The sequence below is a fragment of the Roseomonas chloroacetimidivorans genome, assembly GCF_049629625.1.
GTDB classification, from domain to species: domain Bacteria; phylum Pseudomonadota; class Alphaproteobacteria; order Acetobacterales; family Acetobacteraceae; genus Roseomonas; species Roseomonas chloroacetimidivorans.
Genome location: NZ_JBNBZS010000001.1, coordinates 200615 through 217421, shown reverse-complemented (window position 1 = coordinate 217421; position 16807 = coordinate 200615). Strand labels below are relative to the sequence as shown.

Annotated in this window: 14 protein-coding genes; 7 read left to right on the top strand and 7 right to left on the bottom strand. The window is 70.3% G+C overall.

Features of this window, described 5'->3' with window-relative positions:
• Positions 1 to 499 precede the first annotated feature (499 nt).
• On the top strand, positions 500 to 1042 hold the full coding sequence (locus ACO1BU_RS01010; RefSeq protein WP_424134028.1) for an AAA family ATPase: 543 nt from the start codon (positions 500 to 502) through the stop codon (positions 1040 to 1042).
• 36 nt (positions 1043 to 1078) lie between these two features.
• On the opposite strand, the gene ACO1BU_RS01005 is transcribed toward ACO1BU_RS01010, so the two are convergent.
• Complete coding sequence (locus ACO1BU_RS01005; protein ID WP_424134027.1) at positions 1079 to 1729, bottom strand: DNA-3-methyladenine glycosylase family protein; 651 nt, start codon at positions 1727 to 1729, stop codon at positions 1079 to 1081.
• Between the two features lie 258 nt (positions 1730 to 1987).
• On the opposite strand from ACO1BU_RS01005, the gene ACO1BU_RS01000 reads away from it, so the two are divergent.
• From ACO1BU_RS01000 to bioB, 5 genes are all read left to right on the top strand, one after another.
• A complete protein-coding gene (locus tag ACO1BU_RS01000; protein WP_424134026.1) occupies positions 1988 to 2707 on the top strand; it encodes a response regulator in 720 nt (239 codons plus the stop codon).
• A 94-nt stretch (positions 2708 to 2801) separates the two neighbouring features.
• On the top strand, positions 2802 to 4073 hold the full coding sequence (locus tag ACO1BU_RS00995) for an ATP-binding protein (protein ID WP_481133206.1): 1272 nt from the start codon (positions 2802 to 2804) through the stop codon (positions 4071 to 4073).
• Between the two features lie 76 nt (positions 4074 to 4149).
• A complete protein-coding gene (locus ACO1BU_RS00990) occupies positions 4150 to 4803 on the top strand; it encodes a GntR family transcriptional regulator (protein WP_424134025.1) in 654 nt (217 codons plus the stop codon).
• A 126-nt stretch (positions 4804 to 4929) separates the two neighbouring features.
• Positions 4930 to 5505, top strand: coding sequence for a biotin transporter BioY (locus ACO1BU_RS00985; protein ID WP_424134024.1), 576 nt, complete (start codon positions 4930 to 4932; stop codon positions 5503 to 5505).
• Positions 5502 to 6494: a biotin synthase BioB gene (bioB, locus tag ACO1BU_RS00980; protein WP_424134023.1), complete on the top strand. Its 993-nt coding sequence runs from the start codon at positions 5502 to 5504 to the stop codon at positions 6492 to 6494. Before ACO1BU_RS00985 ends, bioB begins: the two co-directional genes overlap by 4 nt.
• A 105-nt stretch (positions 6495 to 6599) precedes the next feature.
• Here bioB and ACO1BU_RS00975 read toward each other — a convergent pair whose 3' ends face one another.
• The 6 genes from ACO1BU_RS00975 to ACO1BU_RS00950 form a co-directional block, all read right to left on the bottom strand.
• A complete protein-coding gene (locus tag ACO1BU_RS00975; protein WP_424134022.1) occupies positions 6600 to 7391 on the bottom strand; it encodes a sulfite exporter TauE/SafE family protein in 792 nt (263 codons plus the stop codon).
• A gap of 1 nt (position 7392) precedes the next feature.
• Complete coding sequence (locus ACO1BU_RS00970; RefSeq protein ID WP_424134021.1) at positions 7393 to 8142, bottom strand: DUF6065 family protein; 750 nt, start codon at positions 8140 to 8142, stop codon at positions 7393 to 7395.
• Positions 8143 to 8148: 6 nt separating this feature from the next.
• Positions 8149 to 8610 carry a hypothetical protein gene (locus ACO1BU_RS00965; protein WP_424134020.1) on the bottom strand — a complete coding sequence of 154 codons (462 nt, stop codon included), beginning with the start codon at positions 8608 to 8610 and terminating at the stop codon, positions 8149 to 8151.
• 174 nt (positions 8611 to 8784) lie between these two features.
• Positions 8785 to 10017, bottom strand: a complete 1233-nt coding sequence (locus ACO1BU_RS00960; protein WP_424134019.1) for an MFS transporter — start codon at positions 10015 to 10017, stop codon at positions 8785 to 8787.
• An 85-nt stretch (positions 10018 to 10102) separates the two neighbouring features.
• On the bottom strand, positions 10103 to 10555 hold the full coding sequence (gene bcp, locus ACO1BU_RS00955) for a thioredoxin-dependent thiol peroxidase (RefSeq protein WP_424134018.1): 453 nt from the start codon (positions 10553 to 10555) through the stop codon (positions 10103 to 10105).
• Entirely contained in the window at positions 10552 to 13533 is a 2982-nt protein-coding gene (locus ACO1BU_RS00950; protein ID WP_424134017.1) for a bifunctional [glutamine synthetase] adenylyltransferase/[glutamine synthetase]-adenylyl-L-tyrosine phosphorylase, read from the bottom strand. The genes bcp and ACO1BU_RS00950 overlap by 4 nt, the downstream gene beginning before the upstream one ends.
• Before the next feature lie 86 nt (positions 13534 to 13619).
• Here ACO1BU_RS00950 and ACO1BU_RS00945 point away from each other — a divergent pair, with 86 nt between their 5' ends.
• Positions 13620 to 16799 (top strand): YhdP family protein, encoded by a 3180-nt coding sequence (locus ACO1BU_RS00945; RefSeq protein ID WP_424134016.1) that lies wholly within the window; start codon positions 13620 to 13622, stop codon positions 16797 to 16799.
• Positions 16800 to 16807 lie beyond the last annotated feature (8 nt).

Sequence of the window (16807 nt, the reverse complement as noted above, 5' to 3'; positions counted from 1 at the left end):
GTCAGAACTGCCGCTTTGGGTGGCACGCATTGGAAGAAACCTTCCGCCTCCAGCATCGCCCCGCCATGATGGACGCCCTTCGAGATGACGAAGGCGACGCCATCAAGCGACAGTCCGGTCAGAAGGCGAACTAGCCGGGCTTCCCCGGTTCCCATCGCAGAGCGCCCGGGCCGGATTGCTCGATGCCGGTAGGTCTGCGCCGGCGAACATCGTGAACTGGTCAAGATGCGCGGCCGCCTCTTTGGGGCATGGCGGCAGCGGGGAGCAGCCATGGCCAAGGTGCCAAATATTTGCGGTCCCGATTCTCACCACGATCGCACTTTAATACTCGGCCCTTGCCGTTGATGTCCGGCCCGACCTCGGCATGCCGGTCCACAATCCGGCGGCCTCCACGGATGCGGAATGGATCAGGTCGCTGATCGAACAAGATCGGGTTTCCCGTAGCCTCAGGTGAGGCTGCGGCGAGGGATAAGGCTGCCCGGACGCCGAGGAATTTCGGATGAGTGATCGATTCATTGTGCTCTCCGGCTGCTCGGGGGGCGGGAAGTCGACGCTGCTGGCTGAGCTCCGGCGGCGGGGCTACAGCGTGGTCGAGGAGCCTGGCCGGCGCATCGTTGAGCTGGAACTCGAGAGTGGTGGAGGCGCTCTTCCCTGGATGGACATGGCTGCGTTTGCGCGGCGTGCCATCGAGCTTTCACTGGCCGATCGTGACGCGGCCAGAGCTTTGCCCGGCCGGGTCTTTTTCGATCGCGGTCTTGTCGACGCGGCGACTGCGTTGGAGCACGCCACAGGCGAGGCTATCGCCGAAAGGCTTGGGCGCTCCCACCGCTACAACCGAACGGTTTTCCTCACGCCGCCATGGCCCGAGATCTATGCCGCTGACCCGCAGCGCCGGCATGGATTTGAGGAGGCAGTCGCTGAGTACGAGCGGCTCAGGCGTGTGTATTCCATGCTCGGCTATCGGGCGGTCGAGCTGCCCAAGGTGGGTGTTGAGACGCGGGCCGACATCGTGCTCGCTGAGCTGGACAGGTTCATTACCTGACCGGAGAGCCTGAAGCTCCGGAAAGCTGCTTTGGCGCTAACCGTCATCCTCGGGATCTGCGCCGGGGCGTCCGGTGACGTGGCGCCAGTGATGCCAGAGCAGCCGCGCGGCGAGAGAGCGGTAGGGGCGCCATTCCCCCGCGATAGCGGTGAGGGTCTGCGGGGACGGGCGGGCCAGCAGGCCGCGCAGCTGGGCGAGGGAGGCGGCGAGGGCGATATCACCCTCGGGGAAGATGTCCGGCCGGTCCTCGGCGAAGAGGAGATGGACCTGGGCGGTCCAGCGCCCGAGGCCGCGCACGGCAGAAAGATGGGTGATGGCGTCCTCGTCGCTCATGGAGGGAAGCTCCGCCAGACGGAGACGGCCCTCGAGGATAGCAGTGGCCAGGGCGCGGGCATGGGCAGCCTTGGGGCGTGAGAGGCCCGCATCGCCACAGAGCGCGGCGTCATCCAGGGCGAGCAGGCCGGCAGGATCCAGGACGCCGGGCAGAAGGCACAGGCGGCGCCAGATCGCCCCGGCGGCACGGTTGCTGATTTGCTGGCCACAGATGGTGCGGAGCAGGCCGGGGAAGCCGGCCGGGCGCCGGCGCCAGGGCAGGGGGCCTGCGCTGGCTATCACGCCGTGCAGAAGCGGGTCCGACAGGGCAAGGGCGGCGAGGCCGCGATCGGCCCATTCCGGCGGGGACATCATGAGGGAAGGGAGGTGAACGGCGACGGGGCCCGCGACAAGAGGGGGATGCGGATCACCCCGCCGCCGTTCCTGCGGCGCCGCCCCGGGGGATTTGGGGGGAAAGGGCAGCGCCGTTGCCCCCTATCTGGCGATCCAGACGGGCGATCCAACCCCCCTTTTCCGTGATCCCGGAAACGGCAGGAAACGGCGGGCTGTTTCGACATGGATTGTAACAACAGCCCCCGCGACACCGGGCGGGGGCGCGCTATGTAACAGGGCATGGAACCCGCCCCGCATATTCTCGTCGTCGATGACGACCGCGAGATCCGAGAGCTTCTGGCCCGCTTCCTGGAGAAGCAGGGCTTTCGCGTGACCACGGCTCGGGAGGCGCGGGAGGCCAGGCGTGCCTGGCCGCTGGGGCGGTACCACATCGTGATCCTGGACCTGATGATGCCAGGCGAGTCCGGGCTGGATTTCGCGCGCTGGCTACGCGGGCAATCGGACGTGCCCATCGTCATGCTGACCGCCATGGGCGAGGAAACGGACCGGATCGTCGGGCTGGAACTGGGCGCAGATGACTATGTGGCCAAGCCTTTCAACCCGCGGGAGCTGCTGGCGCGTATCCGCGCCGTGATGCGCCGTGTTCATGGCGAGGGCACGCGACGGGATCCGCTGCCGAGCGCCATCCGCTTCGGTGGCTGGACGCTGGAGCCGCAGCGGCGGCGCCTGTTGAACCCGGACGGGGTGGAAGTGCCGCTGACCGGTGGCGAATACGAGTTGCTGACGGTGCTGGTGGAGCGGCCCAACCGCGTGCTGACGCGTGACATGCTGATGGACCTGTTGCGCGGGCGGCAGGCCGGGCCCTTCGACCGGGCGATCGACGTCGCCGTTTCGCGCCTGCGGCGGAAGCTAGAGGATGACGGGCGCAATCCCAGCCTGATCAAGACGGTGCGCGGCGGCGGCTATGTTCTGGCGGCCGATGTCGAGCGCGCAGCCTGAACCTGATGAAGATTTCTTCGTGAAGGCGTTGCTGCGGCGTGTGTTGCCACGCACCTTGGCCGCGCGCACCGCGCTCTTCCTGCTTCTCGCGCTGATGGTGGTGCAGGCGGCGGGGCTCACCATTCACGCGCTGGACCGCGTGGACCTGCAGCGCGCGGCCACGGAGCGGGAGATGTCGGCCCGCATCTTCGCCATGTGGCGCGCAATGATCCTCACCATGCCGGACCGGCGTGCCTCGATCCTGTCGGAGCTGGACCTGCCGCAGGGGCTGGAGGCCTCGGTGGACGAGCAGCCGGTGGTGCGGGTGGGGATGCTGCCGGCACCACCACCGGTGCTACGGATGATCCGGCCGGAGATCCTGCTGGGCGGGCCACCACGGCTGCGGCCGCGCGAGATCCAGGCGGGGATGCGGTTCGGTACGCTCTATGTCTCGATGCGGCTGCCGGAGGGGACGCATTGGCTGAACCTCAACATCCACCTCCCGCCGCCACGGCCCTGGCATTCCGAGACCTTCCTGATCGCCTTCCTGCTGATGACGGTGATGGCGGCGCTGCTCATCGTCTGGGCGACGCGGCGGCTGACGCGGCCGGTGCGGGACCTGGCGCGGGCTGCCAATGCGCTGGGGCGCGACGTGAATGCGCCGCCCATGCCGGAGGACGGGCCGGCGGAGGTCGCCACGGCCGCCCATGCCTTCAACACCATGGCCGAGCGCATCCGCCGCTTCGTCGGCGACCGGACGCAGATGCTGGCGGCGATCGGCCATGACCTGCGGACGCCCATCACCCGGTTGAAGCTGCGCGCCGAGTTCATGGATGACGAGGAGCAGCGGGCGAAGATGCTGTCCGACCTGGAGGAGATGGAGGCGATGGTGAACGCCACCCTCGCCTTCGCGCGGGACGACGCGGCGGCCGAGCCTTCCGTGCCGCTGGATCTGGCGGCGCTGTGCCGGACCGTGCTGGACGAGGCGGCGGATGCGCGGCCCGATGCCTCGCCTGACGACTTCACCTATGAGGGACCGGAGCGGCTGACGGTGCGCGGGCGGCCGATCGCGCTGAAGCGGGCATTGGCAAACCTCGTGACCAATGCCGCGAATTATGGCGGTTCGGCACGGGTGAGGCTCTTTCCACCCCAGGCCGGGCAGATCCAGTTCCTGGTGAAGGATGACGGGCCGGGCATCCCGGAGGAGAGCCAGGAGGCCGTGTTCCAGCCTTTCCGCCGGCTGGAGGTGAGCCGGAACCGGGAGACCGGTGGGGTGGGGCTGGGCCTGCCGATCGCACGCAACATCCTCCGGGCACATGGTGGTGACGTGGTGCTGCGAAACAGGCCGGAAGGCGGGCTGGAGGCGGTGGTGACGCTGCCGGCCTGAGGGAGTGACGGGCGCCAAAGGCCCATTCTCAGACGACGGCTTTGCGGCAGACGGCTGCCGGATTATCTATAAATCCATGCCGATTCCTCCCATGCGCCCTCATGAGACCAAAGCGGCGTGGATTTGCCGCGTTCTTGCCGATCGCGTCGTTTCAGGGGAACTCGTGGCGGGTTCGCGGCTGCGCCAGAACGCGATCGCAGAGGAGTTCGGGGCGAGTCATGTGCCGGTTCGCGAGGCGTTCCGGCAGTTGGAGGCGCAGGGGCTCGCGCTCGCCGAGCCCCGGCGGGGTGTCCGGGTGGCCGGCTTTGCCCTGGGCGAGGTGCGCGAGGTGGCGGAGATGCGGGCCGCGCTGGAAAGCCTCGCCCTGCGCCATGCGGCGCCGCATCTGACAGCGGCCATTCTCGACGCGGCGGAAGAGGCGACGCGCCGAAGTGAGAATTCGCGCAGCGTACGGGCCTGGGAGGAGGCGAACCGGGCCTTCCATCGCCTGATTCTTACGCCCTGCGGCATGCCGCGGCTACTGGCGGCCATTGAGGACCTGCAGGCCGCGAGCGCGCGTTATCTCTTTGCGACCTGGCGCCGTGAATGGGAGGCGCACACGGATCACGATCATCGCGCGATCCTGGATCTGCTTCGGCGCGGGCAGGTCGATGAGGCGGCTGGGCGCCTGGCGCGGCATGTCCAGTGGATCGGGCGGCAGCCTGCCGAGATCGGCACTCGCCGGGCCTGAGCGCCCGAGAAAGTCTCGTCTGCCGGGGAGGAGTAGAAGCCCGTTGCCTGCGGGCCGAAGCTGTGGCTTCTGATCATAGATAGAGAATCGTCTTTATCTATAATTTTGAAGCGGGAGATCGGGCTGATGTCCGGTGCCGTCGCACGGCTGATTGCCACCCCTTCCTCATCGATCATCCGCCACGGACTGGCGCTGATCGCCGGGGTTCTTGTCATGACCCTCTGCGCCAAGGTGCAGATTCCCTTCTGGCCCGTGCCGATGACGCTCCACACCCTGGCGGTGATGGGTTTCGCCGTCCTGCTGGGGCCGCGGACTGCTGGTTCCATCATGCTGGCCTATCTAGCAGCAGGCGCTGCCGGGCTGCCCGTGTTCTCGGGAGCGCCCGAGCGCGGGATCGGCCTCGCCTATCTGGCTGGCCCGACGGGCGGCTATCTGCTGGGTTATCTGCTTGCCATCCCGCTGGTCGGGCGGCTCGCGGCCGGGCGGCGAATGGTCGGGCAACTCGGGGCCATGCTGGCCGGGCTGGTGCCAATCTACGGGCTGGGTCTTGCCTGGCTGGCCCTCTTCGTGCCGGCAGACCGGTTGGTGGCGATGGGTGTCCTGCCCTTTCTGGCGGGGGACCTCGTGAAGATCGGGATGGTGGCGGCCGGGGCTGCGCTGCTTCCGGCGCGCCTTCGCGAGACGCGGGAGCCACGCGCATGACGGAGATCGATGGCACGATCCGTCATGACTGGACGGACGAGGAAATCCTCGCGCTTCATGATCTGCCGCTTCTTGAACTTGTCGGCCGCGCCAATGCCGTGCACCGGTGTCACCACGACCCGAACAAGGTGCAGAAAGCGAGCCTGCTGAGCATCAAGACCGGTGGTTGCCCGGAGGATTGCGGCTACTGCGCCCAGTCCGCCCATCACCGGGGAGTGGACCTGCCGCGCGAGCGGCTGATGGAGCCGGAGCGCGTCATCGCGATCGCCGCGGCAGCGAAGGCCGCCGGCGCCGAGCGCTTCTGCATGGGCGCGGCCTGGCGGCAGGTCCGCGATGGCCGTGAGTTCGACGCCGTGCTGGAGATGGTACGGGGCGTGCGCGGCCTCGGCATGGAAGCCTGCGTTACCCTGGGCATGCTGCAGCCGCATCAGGCGGAGCGGCTGAAGGAAGCGGGGCTCACGGCCTATAACCACAACCTCGATACCGGGCCGGAGCATTACGGGCAGATCGTCACGACCCGGAGCTATCAGGAGCGGCTCGACACTCTCGCGGCGGTGCGGGAGGCCGGGATCGAGATGTGCTGTGGCGGCATTCTCGGCCTGGGGGAGAGCAGGCGGGACCGCGCGGCGATGCTGCGCGTGCTGGCCGGCTTCGCACCGCATCCGGAGAGCGTGCCGATCAATGCGCTGGTTCCCGTGCCGGGCACGCCTCTGGCGGATCAGCCGCCCGTCGATGCGCTGGAGGTGGTGCGGATGGTGGCGACCGCGCGGCTGGTGATGCCGCAGTCCGTGGTGCGGCTTTCGGCCGGGCGGTCGGACCTTTCGCGGGAGGCGCAGATCCTGTGCTTCGTGGCGGGCGCGAACTCGATCTTCTGCGGCGATACGCTGTTGACGACGCCGAATGCGGGCCCGGGAAGCGATGCGCTGCTGCTGGGGGCCATTGGGGATTGGGTGGCGGAGCCCCGTCCGGAAGCATCGCCGGTTATTTGACGGACGAAGTCGACGGCCTGATGCCGGGCCGTTACAGCGATGCCGATATGGCCGGAGCTGGCGGCGACACGCCGAAGGGCGTGGCGCCGCCATTCGGTTGCGTCCCTACTGATCCCAGACGGGGAGGCCGAGCAGGGCGGCGAGCGCGATCAGCGCGAAACAGGCGCGGCGGAAGACGATGTCGCTGGCCCGGCCGAAGAGGCGGGCGCCGCACCACAGCCCCACACCATAGGCCGGCGCGATCACCAGGGCCAGCACCAGGGTGGAGAGGGTCAGCAGTCCGCCAAGCAGATAGGTCACGGCGCTGATCACTCCGCTGGCCGCGAAGAACAGGACGATATTCGCCCGCACGCGCGTGACGGGGATGGCACCGCCCAGCCAGTAGGCGACGACCGGCGGCCCGCCCATCTGGGCCACCCCGGAGAAGAGGCCCGAACTGGCGCCCACGGCCAGGGAGAGCGGCAGGGCCGGCCGGCCGTGGTAGCGCCACCCGGAGGCGAGCAGGGCCAGCATGGCGATGGCCAGGCCGCACATGCCCCAGCGTAGCGCCGCCGGGTCCAGGTGGAGCAGGAGCCATGTCCCGATCGGGGCGCCGAACAGGGCGCCGGCAGCGAGGGAGGCCACCTGGATGCGGTCGGCCCCGCGCCAGGCGGCGGGGATCAGCGGGAAGGTGGTCAGGTTGTCCACCACCATCAGCAGCGGCGCCGCCAGCCTGGGGCCGAGCGTGGCGCTGGCGAGGGGGATGAAGATCAACGCGGCGCCGAAGCCCGAGAAGCCGCGGGCCAGCCCGGCCAGGAAGGCCGCGGCGAAGGCCGCGCCGAGGATGGGAGGATCCGGCAGGTCGAAGATGAAGGCGGGTGTTCCGGCGCTTCCCGCCGGGCCGTGTGGCGCCGCCATTTCAGCCCTCCTCGAAGGGCCTGGGACGCACGCGCGTGACGTGGTCCTCGGCGCTGGTGCCCTCGATCCGGCCGCGGTGGTAGCCACGCTGCCAGCCCCGGGCGCGGGCCTCGCTGCCCGGCTCCTTCAGCCCGGCATTGAAGGCGCTGCGGGACTTGCTCCAGGCGCGGTGGGCGGCTTCCAGGGCGGGGGCCTCGGCGATGGGGCGGATGGCCGGGCGCACGCGGTCGATCAGGTCGCGCGGGATGGGAAAGAGGAAGCAGACAGGCTCGCCCGGGGCGAAGCGCACGGGGTGGCGCGGGCGGGTGAAGCGCCAGTTCATGGTGAAGGTGGCCGGGGACCAGTCGGTCTCCACGATGCCGGTCAGTGGCGCGATCCCGTCCTTGGCCATGTTGGGCGGGCCGGAGACCCAGAGGCTGATACCGGGATCGGTGCGGAAGAGCAGGTCGATATGGAAGGTCAGCACCCCCGCGCCGAAATGGCTGACGGGGGTGGGGTTGCCCGGGCGCTCTGTGCGGATGGCGATGTCGGCCGGCGCGTCGCCCCCGTTCCACCACGCCTCGAAGCCTCCTTCGCCGACCACCTCCCAGCCATGGGCATTGGCGATGGTCAGCGGCAGGCAGCGGTTGGCGAAGCCCTGCGGGCTGGCGTCCATCCAGTCCCGCCGGCCGGAGGCGGGGCGGAGAATGGGCGCGGGCCCGCCGAGCCGGTGGGCGGTCAGCCGGATGGGGGGCGCGTCATCCGGCGGCACGGCCTCTCAGTGCCCCGTGGTGCAGCGCTTCAGCGGGCTGGGGAATTCGGCGCAGTCCGGGAAGACGATCTCGTTGGGGCCGCGCCGCTCCACCCGCAGGTTGTTAGGGTTGGGGCAACCGAAGGCGCTGTCGGGCGGCAGGCGGCCGCCCAGCGGCGTGATGGAGGAGCTGGCCGGGGCGAGGCGGAACTCCACGCTGTCCGGACCACCGGAGACGGTTTCGAGCAGGCGCTGGCGGTAGGGCACCTCCAGCAAGGAAACGCGCATGATGACGTCGCGCGTGAAGATGACGGTCGGCTGGGCGAAGCAGGCCGCCCCTTCGGTTTCCGTCGCCGGGAAGATGCCACCGGTCCAGGCGCCGTAGAGCCAGGCATGAGGCGCGCCCTGAGGCTGCTGCTGCGCATCCGCCGCCGCCAAGGGGGCGGCCAGTGCTGCCAACAGGATCCATTTCGCCCAGCGTCGCCGCATGCCACACCCCTTCGGGCCGTTCATCCGGAGGCCGCCCGCGGCGCCTGGATGCTTCGGCCGGTTGTTATCAAATGGGTTGGTGCCGCCGGACGCTGCCGCCCGCCAGCCCCGCCCCGGAAATGCCGGCAGGAAAGGGGAGGACGGGCCGCCTGTCCACCCCGGAGAGGGATCGTTTCACGCCGGTTTGGCGGCGGCGGGCTGTGCGGCGGTCGGCACCGGCTCCCGGACGGGCAGGTGGATCAGGGCGGCGAAGATCCCGGCGGCGATGGAGATGATCCACATCGCGTCGTAATTGCCGGTGCGGTCGAAAATGAGGCCGGGCAGCCAGGCGCCGAGAAAGCCGCCGACCTGATGGCCGAGGAAGACCAGACCGAAGATGGTGGCGAGCCAGCGCGTGCCGAAGTTCCGGGCACAGAGCGCCACGGTGGGCGGCACGGTGGAGAGCCAGAGGACGCCCATCAGCGCCGAGAAAACGAGGACGGAGGTGGTGGTCGGTTCGGCGGCGAGGAAGAACACGGCCATGACTAGGGCGCGCAGGGCATAGATGGCCACCAGCAGTTCCCGCCGTTTCCAGCGCTGCGTCAGCTCCCCCGCGCCAAGGGAGCCGATGACGTTGAACAGCCCGATCAGCGAGATGGACCAGGCGCCGACATGGACGGGCAGGTGGCAGAGGGCGACGAAGCCCGGCATGTGCACGGCCAGGAAGGAGACGTGCAGCCCGCAGACGAAGAAGCCGAAGAACAGGCACCAGAAGCGGCGGGAGCGGAAGGCGCGGGCGAGGGCGACGCCAGCGGGTTCGTCAGGCCCCCCGGCGGCGGCTTTCGGCGCGGGGCGGCCGGCGAGCGGCAGGGCGAGCGGCACCATGAGCAGCGCGGCGGCGGCCATGGCCAGCAGCGCAACCTGCCAGCCCAGGGCCGAGAGCGCGGCACCGGAAAGCGGCACGACGAGGAACTGGCCAAGCGAGGAGCCGGCGGTGCCGAGGGCCGCGGCGCGGCCCCGCATGGATTCCGGAAGCTGGCGGGTGAGGGAGGCGACGATCACGGGCATGCCGGCGGCGGAAACGGCCACGCCCATGAGGAAACCCGCGAAGATCGTAAAGATGCTGAGATCCGGCGCGAGCGCCATGCCGGCGATGCCTATGGCATAGAGCAGCGCGCCACCCATCACGACGACGCGGCCACCGAAGCGGTCGGCCAACTGCCCGACGATGGGCTGGCTGAAGCCGTTCATCAGCACCTGGATGGCGATGGCCAGGGCGAAGCCGCTGGTCGACCAGCCGAGGGCCGTGGTCATGGGCGCGAGATAGAGGCCAAAGGACTGGCGGAGCCCCATAGCCAGGGCGGCGCAGGCGACCGCGAGGGTCAAAAGGAGGGCGAGTGACCGGCCTTGCACGATGCTTCGCTCCACCTGTTTCCGCCTGGTCTAGCCGGGTAGAAGCCGGGAATCCATCACGGACAGCCCCGGCCTGCCGAGCGGCTCCGGCCAGTGGGGGTCAGACGGCGCCGAGCAGCAGCGCGGCATGCTCGGCCGGCTTCACCTTGCGCCAGATCGCCTGCACCGTGCCGTCGGCGCCGATAAGGAAGGTACTGCGCTCCATGCCCATGTATTTGCGGCCATACATCGATTTCTCGACCCAGGTGTCATAGGCCTGGGCAAGGGACTGGTCGGCGTCGGAGGCGAGGGGAAAGGTCAGGCCGTACTTCTTTGCGAAGGCGTCCAGTTTCTTCACCGGATCCGGCGAGACGCCGATGACGGTGATGCCGGCCTTCCGTAGCGCCTCCAGATTGTCCTGCACGCCCTGGGCCTGCACGGTGCAGCCGGAAGTGTCGGCCTTCGGGTAGAAGTAGAGGGCGTAGCGCTTCCCACGGAGCAGAGCGGCGCTGACGCGGCCGCCGCCCGCGGCCGGCAGGTCGAATTCCGGCGCCTTGTCCCCCACAGCGATCATGCGGCCCCCTTTGCCGGCAGCGGCCCGAGATGGCGCTCGAAGGATTCGCGCACCCCGGCCGCGATGTCGCGCATCTGCGCGCGCAGCGCGGGGAGGTCAACGGGCGGCTCCACGCAGATGGGGGCGATGCCGTGGAGCAGCGCCTCGGCGGAGGCAGGGGGAAGTTCCTCCGTACGGACCCTGCCGACGGTCAGGCGCAACAGGGATTGCATCGCGCGCCAGAAGCGTTCGGCGCGGATGAGGAAGGCGGCTTCCTCCCGCGGCAGCAGCCCGGCGCGGGCGAGATTGGCCAGGGCGTCGCGGGTGGTGGGGGCGATGATCTTCGGATGCGCCGCGGCATGGGCGCATTGCAGGGCCTGGGCGATGAATTCCACCTCCACCAGCCCGCCGGGGATGGCCTTCACGTCCCAGGGGCCGTCGGGGCGCAGGTCGCGCAGCATGCGAACACGCATCGCGATGGCGTCAGTGATGGCCTCGGGGCCGGCATGGAGGGCCAGGGCCTGGTGGCAGCAGGCGGTGATTCGCTTGCGGAGCGCGGCCGGGCCGGCAACGGGACGGGCGCGGGTGAGGGCCATGCGCTCCCAGGTCCAGGCCTGGCCGCCGTCGCCCGTCTTGGGCCCATGATAGCGTTCGAAGGCGGCGATGCTGGCGGCGACGGGGCCTTTGTTGCCGGAGGGGCGGAGCCGCATATCCACCTCATAGGGCTTGCCCTCCGCGCCCGGCGCGGTGATGGCGGCCACGAACTGCGTGGCGAGGCGGGCGAAATAGGTGGGAACGGGAAGAGGCTTGGGGCCGTCGCTCTCGACCGCGTCTTCCGCATGGTCGTAGATCAGGACGAGGTCGAGATCGGAGCCGGGCAGCATCTCCCGCCCGCCGAGCTTGCCCATGGCGACCACGGCCATGGAGCCGCCGGGCACCTTGCCGTGGCGGGTAGCGAAATCCTTCGTGACCTGGGGGAGAAGGGTACAGATGGCGGTATCGGCCAGCTCGCTGCGCGCAATGCCGGCTGCATCCACGTCCAGCTTTCCCTCCAGCGCCGCAACGTCCACCTCGAACTTGCCCTCGGTGATCAGGCGCCGGGCGGATTCCAGTGCCTCCTCGTAGTGGCGGGCGGCGTTGACCAGGGCGGGGAGGGAGGCGGCGGCCTGGCCGTGGCCGCCGGCCAAAAGGCCTTCCAGGGCGGAGGGGTCGCGGGCCAAGTGGTCGGCCAGGGCCGGGGCGGCGCCGAGCACGCCGGCCACGCGATCCAGCAGGGCGGGGTTGCGGTGGAAGAGGCTGAGCACCTGCACCCCCGCCGGAAGCCGCCCCAGCAGCGAATCGAAGCGCGCCAGGGCGGCGTCGGGTTCCCGCTGCCGGGCGAAGGCGGTGAGCAGCGCGGGCATCAGGGCCGTCAGCAGCTCCCGCGCGCGCTCGGTGCGGGTGGCGCGGCGGTGGCCATGGTGCCAGGCGCGGACCATGGCGGAGACCCCGGCGGGGTTGCCGTAACCCATGCCCTTCAGGGTATCGAGCGTGGCCGGGTCGTTCTCGGGGCCGGTGAAGACGAGGTTGCCGCCCTCGAAGCCCTCATGGCCGGCCAGGCTGAGGGACGGCGCCGTCTCGAACTGGCGGGAATACTGGCTGGCGACGCGGCGGAGATGCGCGGTGAGGGTGCTGGAGAAGGACTCCGTGTCCGGGAAGCCCATGAAGGAGGCGATGCGGGCCAGGCCGTCCGGGTCCTCCGGCAGGCGGTGGGTCTGGCGATCCGCGACCATCTGAAGCCGGTGCTCCACGTCGCGCAGGAAGACATAGGCATCGGCCAACTCCGCCGCCGCGCGCCGGTCCATGCGGCCGGCGGAGGCAAGGGCGGCCAGGGCGCCGAGCGTGGTGGGGTCACGCAGGCCGGGGTCGCGGCCGCCCCAGATGAGCTGGGCGACCTGGGCGGTGAACTCGATTTCCCGGATGCCGCCGCGGCCGAGCTTCACGTCATGCCCGGCCACCGCGATCTCGGCACCTGCGCCGCGCTTGGTTCCGTGAACGGCGTGGATCTGGCGCTTGATGGAGTGAATATCCGCCATCATCGCGAAATCCAGGTGCCGCCGCCAGACGAAGGGGCGTATTTCCGCCAGCAGATGCTCGCCCAGACTCCGATCGCCCGCCACCGGGCGCGCCTTCAGCATGGCTGCACGCTCCCAGTTCTGGCCGAAGCTCTCGTAATAGGAGATGGCCGCGGGGATGGAGACGGCGAGCGGGGTGGCCGCCGGATCGGGGCGGAGGCGGAGATCGGTTCTGAAGACGTAACCCTCCGCCGTGCGTTCTTCGAGCAGCCGCACGAGGTCTCGGGCCAGCCGGACAAAGGTGGATTGCGCCCTGTCCGGATGGGTCGCAGCCTCGGGATCGAAGAGGACCATCAGATCGACGTCCGAGGAATAATTGAGCTCGCGCCCGCCGAGCTTGCCCATGCCGAGCACAACCAGGCCGGAGCCCTTGCTCGCGGCCTTCGGGTCGCGCTTGGCGCTGTTTGGCAGGGCGATTTCCCCGCGTGCGGCGGCCTCGCGCAGGAGATGGGTGCAGGCGAGGTCGATGCAGATTTCCGCCAGGGTGGAAAGGGCGCCCGTTACCTGGTCCAGCGCCCATTCGCCGGTCAGGTCGGCGGCGGCGACGATCAGGGCGGCCTGACGCTTGGCCTGGCGCAGCGCGGCGCCGAGCTGGGCGGCGGTGGCGCCGGGATCGGCGCGGCCCAGCGGGTCCAGCGCCGCGGCCAGGGCCGCATCCGCCCCGCGCTCCGCGAGGCGCAGCAGGGTGGTCGGCTCGCGCAAGGCGAGGTCGGCCAGGAAAGGCGAATGGCCGCCCAGGGCGGCCAGCAGGGCAGCGCCCGCCGTAGAGGCCGCGTAGGCGGCTTCGGCGGTGCCCTTGGCGGCGAAATCCTCTGTCAGGCGGCCGGCCGCACCCTCGTCGAAGGCGGGCGGCGGGCGGCGGCGTGTGGGGTCTGCGTCGGACATGCGGAGGAAGGCAAGGCGTGAGGCGGGTTCCCGGTCAAGTGGGACGTCTCATTATTCAGGGGACGTCCTTTCTCCTGCGACTGGCGATGCTGCTTGTCCTGGCGGCGGGGCTGGGGCTTTCGGCGCTGGGCTGGCGGCTGGCGCAGGGGCCCATGCCCATCCCTTCGGTCCCGGCCGTAAACGAGGCCCTGGCCAAGGCGCTGGCAGGTCTGGCGCCCGGGCTGCGGATTGATTTTGGCCGCGCCTGGGTGGCCTGGGATGGTTGGAAGGAAGGGGTGCCGCAGCCGGTTTTCCTGCGGCTGGAAGGCTTGCGTGCAACGGATGGGGCAGGGACGACGCGGGCCTCCCTGACCGCGGTGGAGGCGTCCTTCTCCATGCCGCATCTGCTGCGCGGGGTGGTGGCGCCGATCCAGGTGGTGTTGCGCGATCCGATTGCGCTGCTGCGGCGGGACATGCAGGGGGAGTTGTCGCTCGATCTCGGCATTTCCTCCGGAGCCTGGACGCCGCCGGCGGGGCCAGAAGCCACGGAAAGCCTGCCGCCCGGAATAGGCGAGGCGGAGGCGGGAACGCGGGCACTGGAGGCGCTGCTCCGGGCACCGGCGGCGGATTCCCATCTGGCGGCGTTGCGGGAGGTGCGGGTCGAGGGCGGGATGGTGCAGGTGCGCGATGAGCCACTGCAACTGGCCTGGGCGCTGCATCGCGTGGCCATTTCCGTCACGCGCAGGGCGGATTGGGCCACGGATGTGAACGGGTCCGGGGCGCTGCGCCTGGCCGGGCAGGAGATCCCGGTGCGGATTACCGGCCAGGCGGCTGGGGAGCGGCCCGTGGCGGAGCTGTCGCTGGCGATGGACGATGTCAGCCCGCCGGCCCTGGCCACGGCTTTGCCATGGCTGCAACCGCTCGGGGTGCTGGACTCCCGGATCGGGGCGCAGTTCAGCGCGCGCTACGACTTCGGCGAGGATAACTTTACGGGGCGAGCGGAGCTGCGAGCGGCGCCCGGGCGGATCGCGGCAGGGGAGCAGCGTGTGCCTTTCGAGGGGGCGCAGATCGTCCTCGCGGGTGACGGGCGGCGCTTCGAGCTGCAACGGTTGGAACTCTCCCTGCCACCCGGCAGGCCGGGCGCTCCCGCGCCGCGCATCAGCGCCACGGCCCGGGCGGACCGCCAGGGCGACCGATGGCGCGGGCGGGGGGAAGTCGGGATCAACGCGATCGCGGTGCCGGACCTTTCCCTGTACTGGCCGCCGGGCGTGGCGGAGGGCGCGCGGCACTGGATCGCGGAGAACCTGACCACGGGGGTGGCGCGGGACGGGCGCTGGTTCGTCGAGGGCGAGGGACCCGCCGATTTCTCCGCCGCGCCGCGGGTGACGAATGCGGGGGGCACGCTGCGGGCCGAGGCGCTGACGGTGCACTGGCTGCGGCCGATTCCGCCGCTGGAGGGCGCGGAGGGGACCTTGACCTTCTCCATGAAGGACATCGTCATCCAGGCCCGTGCCGAGCGCGAGGCGGGAACGGCGCTGACGGTGCCGGAGGCCCGGATCCGGCTTTATGACCTGGGCGTGCCGAAGCCGGATGCGGAAAAGGCCGAGATCGACGCCCGGATCACCGGGCCGCTGGCGGATGTGGTGACGATCGTGAAGCACCCGCGGCTGCATCTGTTCGAGAAGCGGCCGCTGGAGATCGTACAGTTCGGGGGCAGTGTGGATGCGCGGCTTTCGATTGGCCTGCCGCTGATCAGTGACCTGCCCATCGAGCAGCTTCGCCTGGGGGTGGAAGGAAAGGTGTCCAATGGGCGGGCGGCCAATGTGGTGGCCGGGCTGCCGGTCGATCAGGCGCAGCTGAATGTCTCGCTGGACACGGCGGGAATGCGGATCGAGGGCAATGCGCGGATCGCCTCGGTACCGGCCCGGGCGCGGGTGGAGATGGATTTCCGTCCGGGCCCGCCGGACCAGGTGACGGAGCGTGCGCGGGTGGAAGGGCGCGCGGAGGCGGGGGCGCTGCGCGGGCTCAGGCTGGACCCGTCGCCCTATCTTGAAGTCGGCGGTGCCTTCGGCGTGGTGGTGCAAGCGGAGCGGCGGCGCTCGGGTGAGTCGAGGGTCGGAACGCAGGCGGATCTGCGCGAGGCGCGGCTCGTCCTTAAGTCCCTGGGCTATGTGAAGCCGGCCGGGGCGCCGGCCACCGCTGCGGCGACTATCCGCCTGCGGGGCGAGGATATCACCGCCTTGGAAGCGGTGCGGGTGGAGGGCCCCGAGCTTTCGGTGCGGGGCGGGGTGACCTTCCGGCGCGACAATGCCTTTTCCGGGGCGGAGGTTCTGGAGGCCCGGATCGGCGCTAGCCGCTTCACGGGGCGGGTGTCCTCGCCAGAAGGACCGGACGGTGCCTGGCAGGTGCAGGCGCGCGGCAGCCTGTTGGATGCGCGGGGGCTGCTTCGGGAGTTCGGGGTCGGATCGGCGCAGGGAAGCGGCCGCGAGGCCAGGTCCGGCGAATCCGAGCCGCTGCGCCTGGATGCCGGCTTCGACCGCGTCTTGCTGGGCGAGGGGCGGGAGCTGGCTCCGGTCCAGGCCCGCGCCTTCGTTGACGCGGCGGGGGTGTTGCGGGAGCTGGACGCCTCCGGCCGCGGGGTGCGGGGCGGAGGCTTCAGGGCGGTTGTGGTGCCGCGTGGCGCCGGGCGGGCCATGGAGGCGCGGGTGGACGGTTTCGGCACGCTTCTGCGAAGCCTTGGCCTGTTTGACGCGGTGGATGAAGGGGCCCTGCATGTCGCCGGCACCTGGTCCGGCAATGCACCGGGCTCGCCGCTGACCGGGGTGGCGGAGCTGCGGGACTTCGGGGTGCGGGAGGCACCCTCGATCGGGAAGGTGCTGCAGGCGCTGTCCGTCTACGGCATCCCAGAGGCGGTGCGTGGGCCCGGGCTGCGCTTCACCGTGTTGAACGCGCCCTTCACCCTGACGCCGGAGGCGCTGACGCTGACGGAGGCGCGGGCGGTTTCGGCCTCGCTGGGTATCACGGCGGCCGGACGTATCCTGCGTCAGGCCGAGCGTTTCGACCTGCGGGGGACCATCGTCCCTTCCTATGCCGTGAACAGCGCGCTGGGGAGGTTGCCGGGCATCGGGCGTCTCTTCACGGCGGAGCGCAATGGCGGGCTTTTCGCCGCCAATTTCCGGCTCACGGGAAAGCTGGACGATCCCGAATTCCAGCTCAATCCCCTCTCTATCCTCGCGCCCGGAGCGCTGCGTGGGCTGCTGACGGAGCGCGAGGCAGAGCAGCGCTGAGCGCGCTT

Bases quoted from the DNA above. Each gene is read 5' to 3' on its own strand.
- ACO1BU_RS01010 (WP_424134028.1), top strand. From the start codon at position 500: ATGAGTGATCGATTCATTGTGCTCTCCGGCTGCTCGGGGGGCGGGAAG.
- ACO1BU_RS01005 (WP_424134027.1), bottom strand. From the start codon at position 1,729: ATGATGTCCCCGCCGGAATGGGCCGATCGCGGCCTCGCCGCCCTTGCC.
- ACO1BU_RS01000 (WP_424134026.1), top strand. From the start codon at position 1,988: ATGGAACCCGCCCCGCATATTCTCGTCGTCGATGACGACCGCGAGATC.
- ACO1BU_RS00995 (WP_481133206.1), top strand. From the start codon at position 2,802: ATGGTGGTGCAGGCGGCGGGGCTCACCATTCACGCGCTGGACCGCGTG.
- ACO1BU_RS00990 (WP_424134025.1), top strand. From the start codon at position 4,150: ATGCCGATTCCTCCCATGCGCCCTCATGAGACCAAAGCGGCGTGGATT.
- ACO1BU_RS00985 (WP_424134024.1), top strand. From the start codon at position 4,930: ATGTCCGGTGCCGTCGCACGGCTGATTGCCACCCCTTCCTCATCGATC.
- bioB (WP_424134023.1), top strand. From the start codon at position 5,502: ATGACGGAGATCGATGGCACGATCCGTCATGACTGGACGGACGAGGAA.
- ACO1BU_RS00975 (WP_424134022.1), bottom strand. From the start codon at position 7,391: ATGGCGGCGCCACACGGCCCGGCGGGAAGCGCCGGAACACCCGCCTTC.
- ACO1BU_RS00965 (WP_424134020.1), bottom strand. From the start codon at position 8,610: ATGCGGCGACGCTGGGCGAAATGGATCCTGTTGGCAGCACTGGCCGCC.
- bcp (WP_424134018.1), bottom strand. From the start codon at position 10,555: ATGATCGCTGTGGGGGACAAGGCGCCGGAATTCGACCTGCCGGCCGCG.
- ACO1BU_RS00950 (WP_424134017.1), bottom strand. From the start codon at position 13,533: ATGTCCGACGCAGACCCCACACGCCGCCGCCCGCCGCCCGCCTTCGAC.
- ACO1BU_RS00945 (WP_424134016.1), top strand. From the start codon at position 13,620: ATGCTGCTTGTCCTGGCGGCGGGGCTGGGGCTTTCGGCGCTGGGCTGG.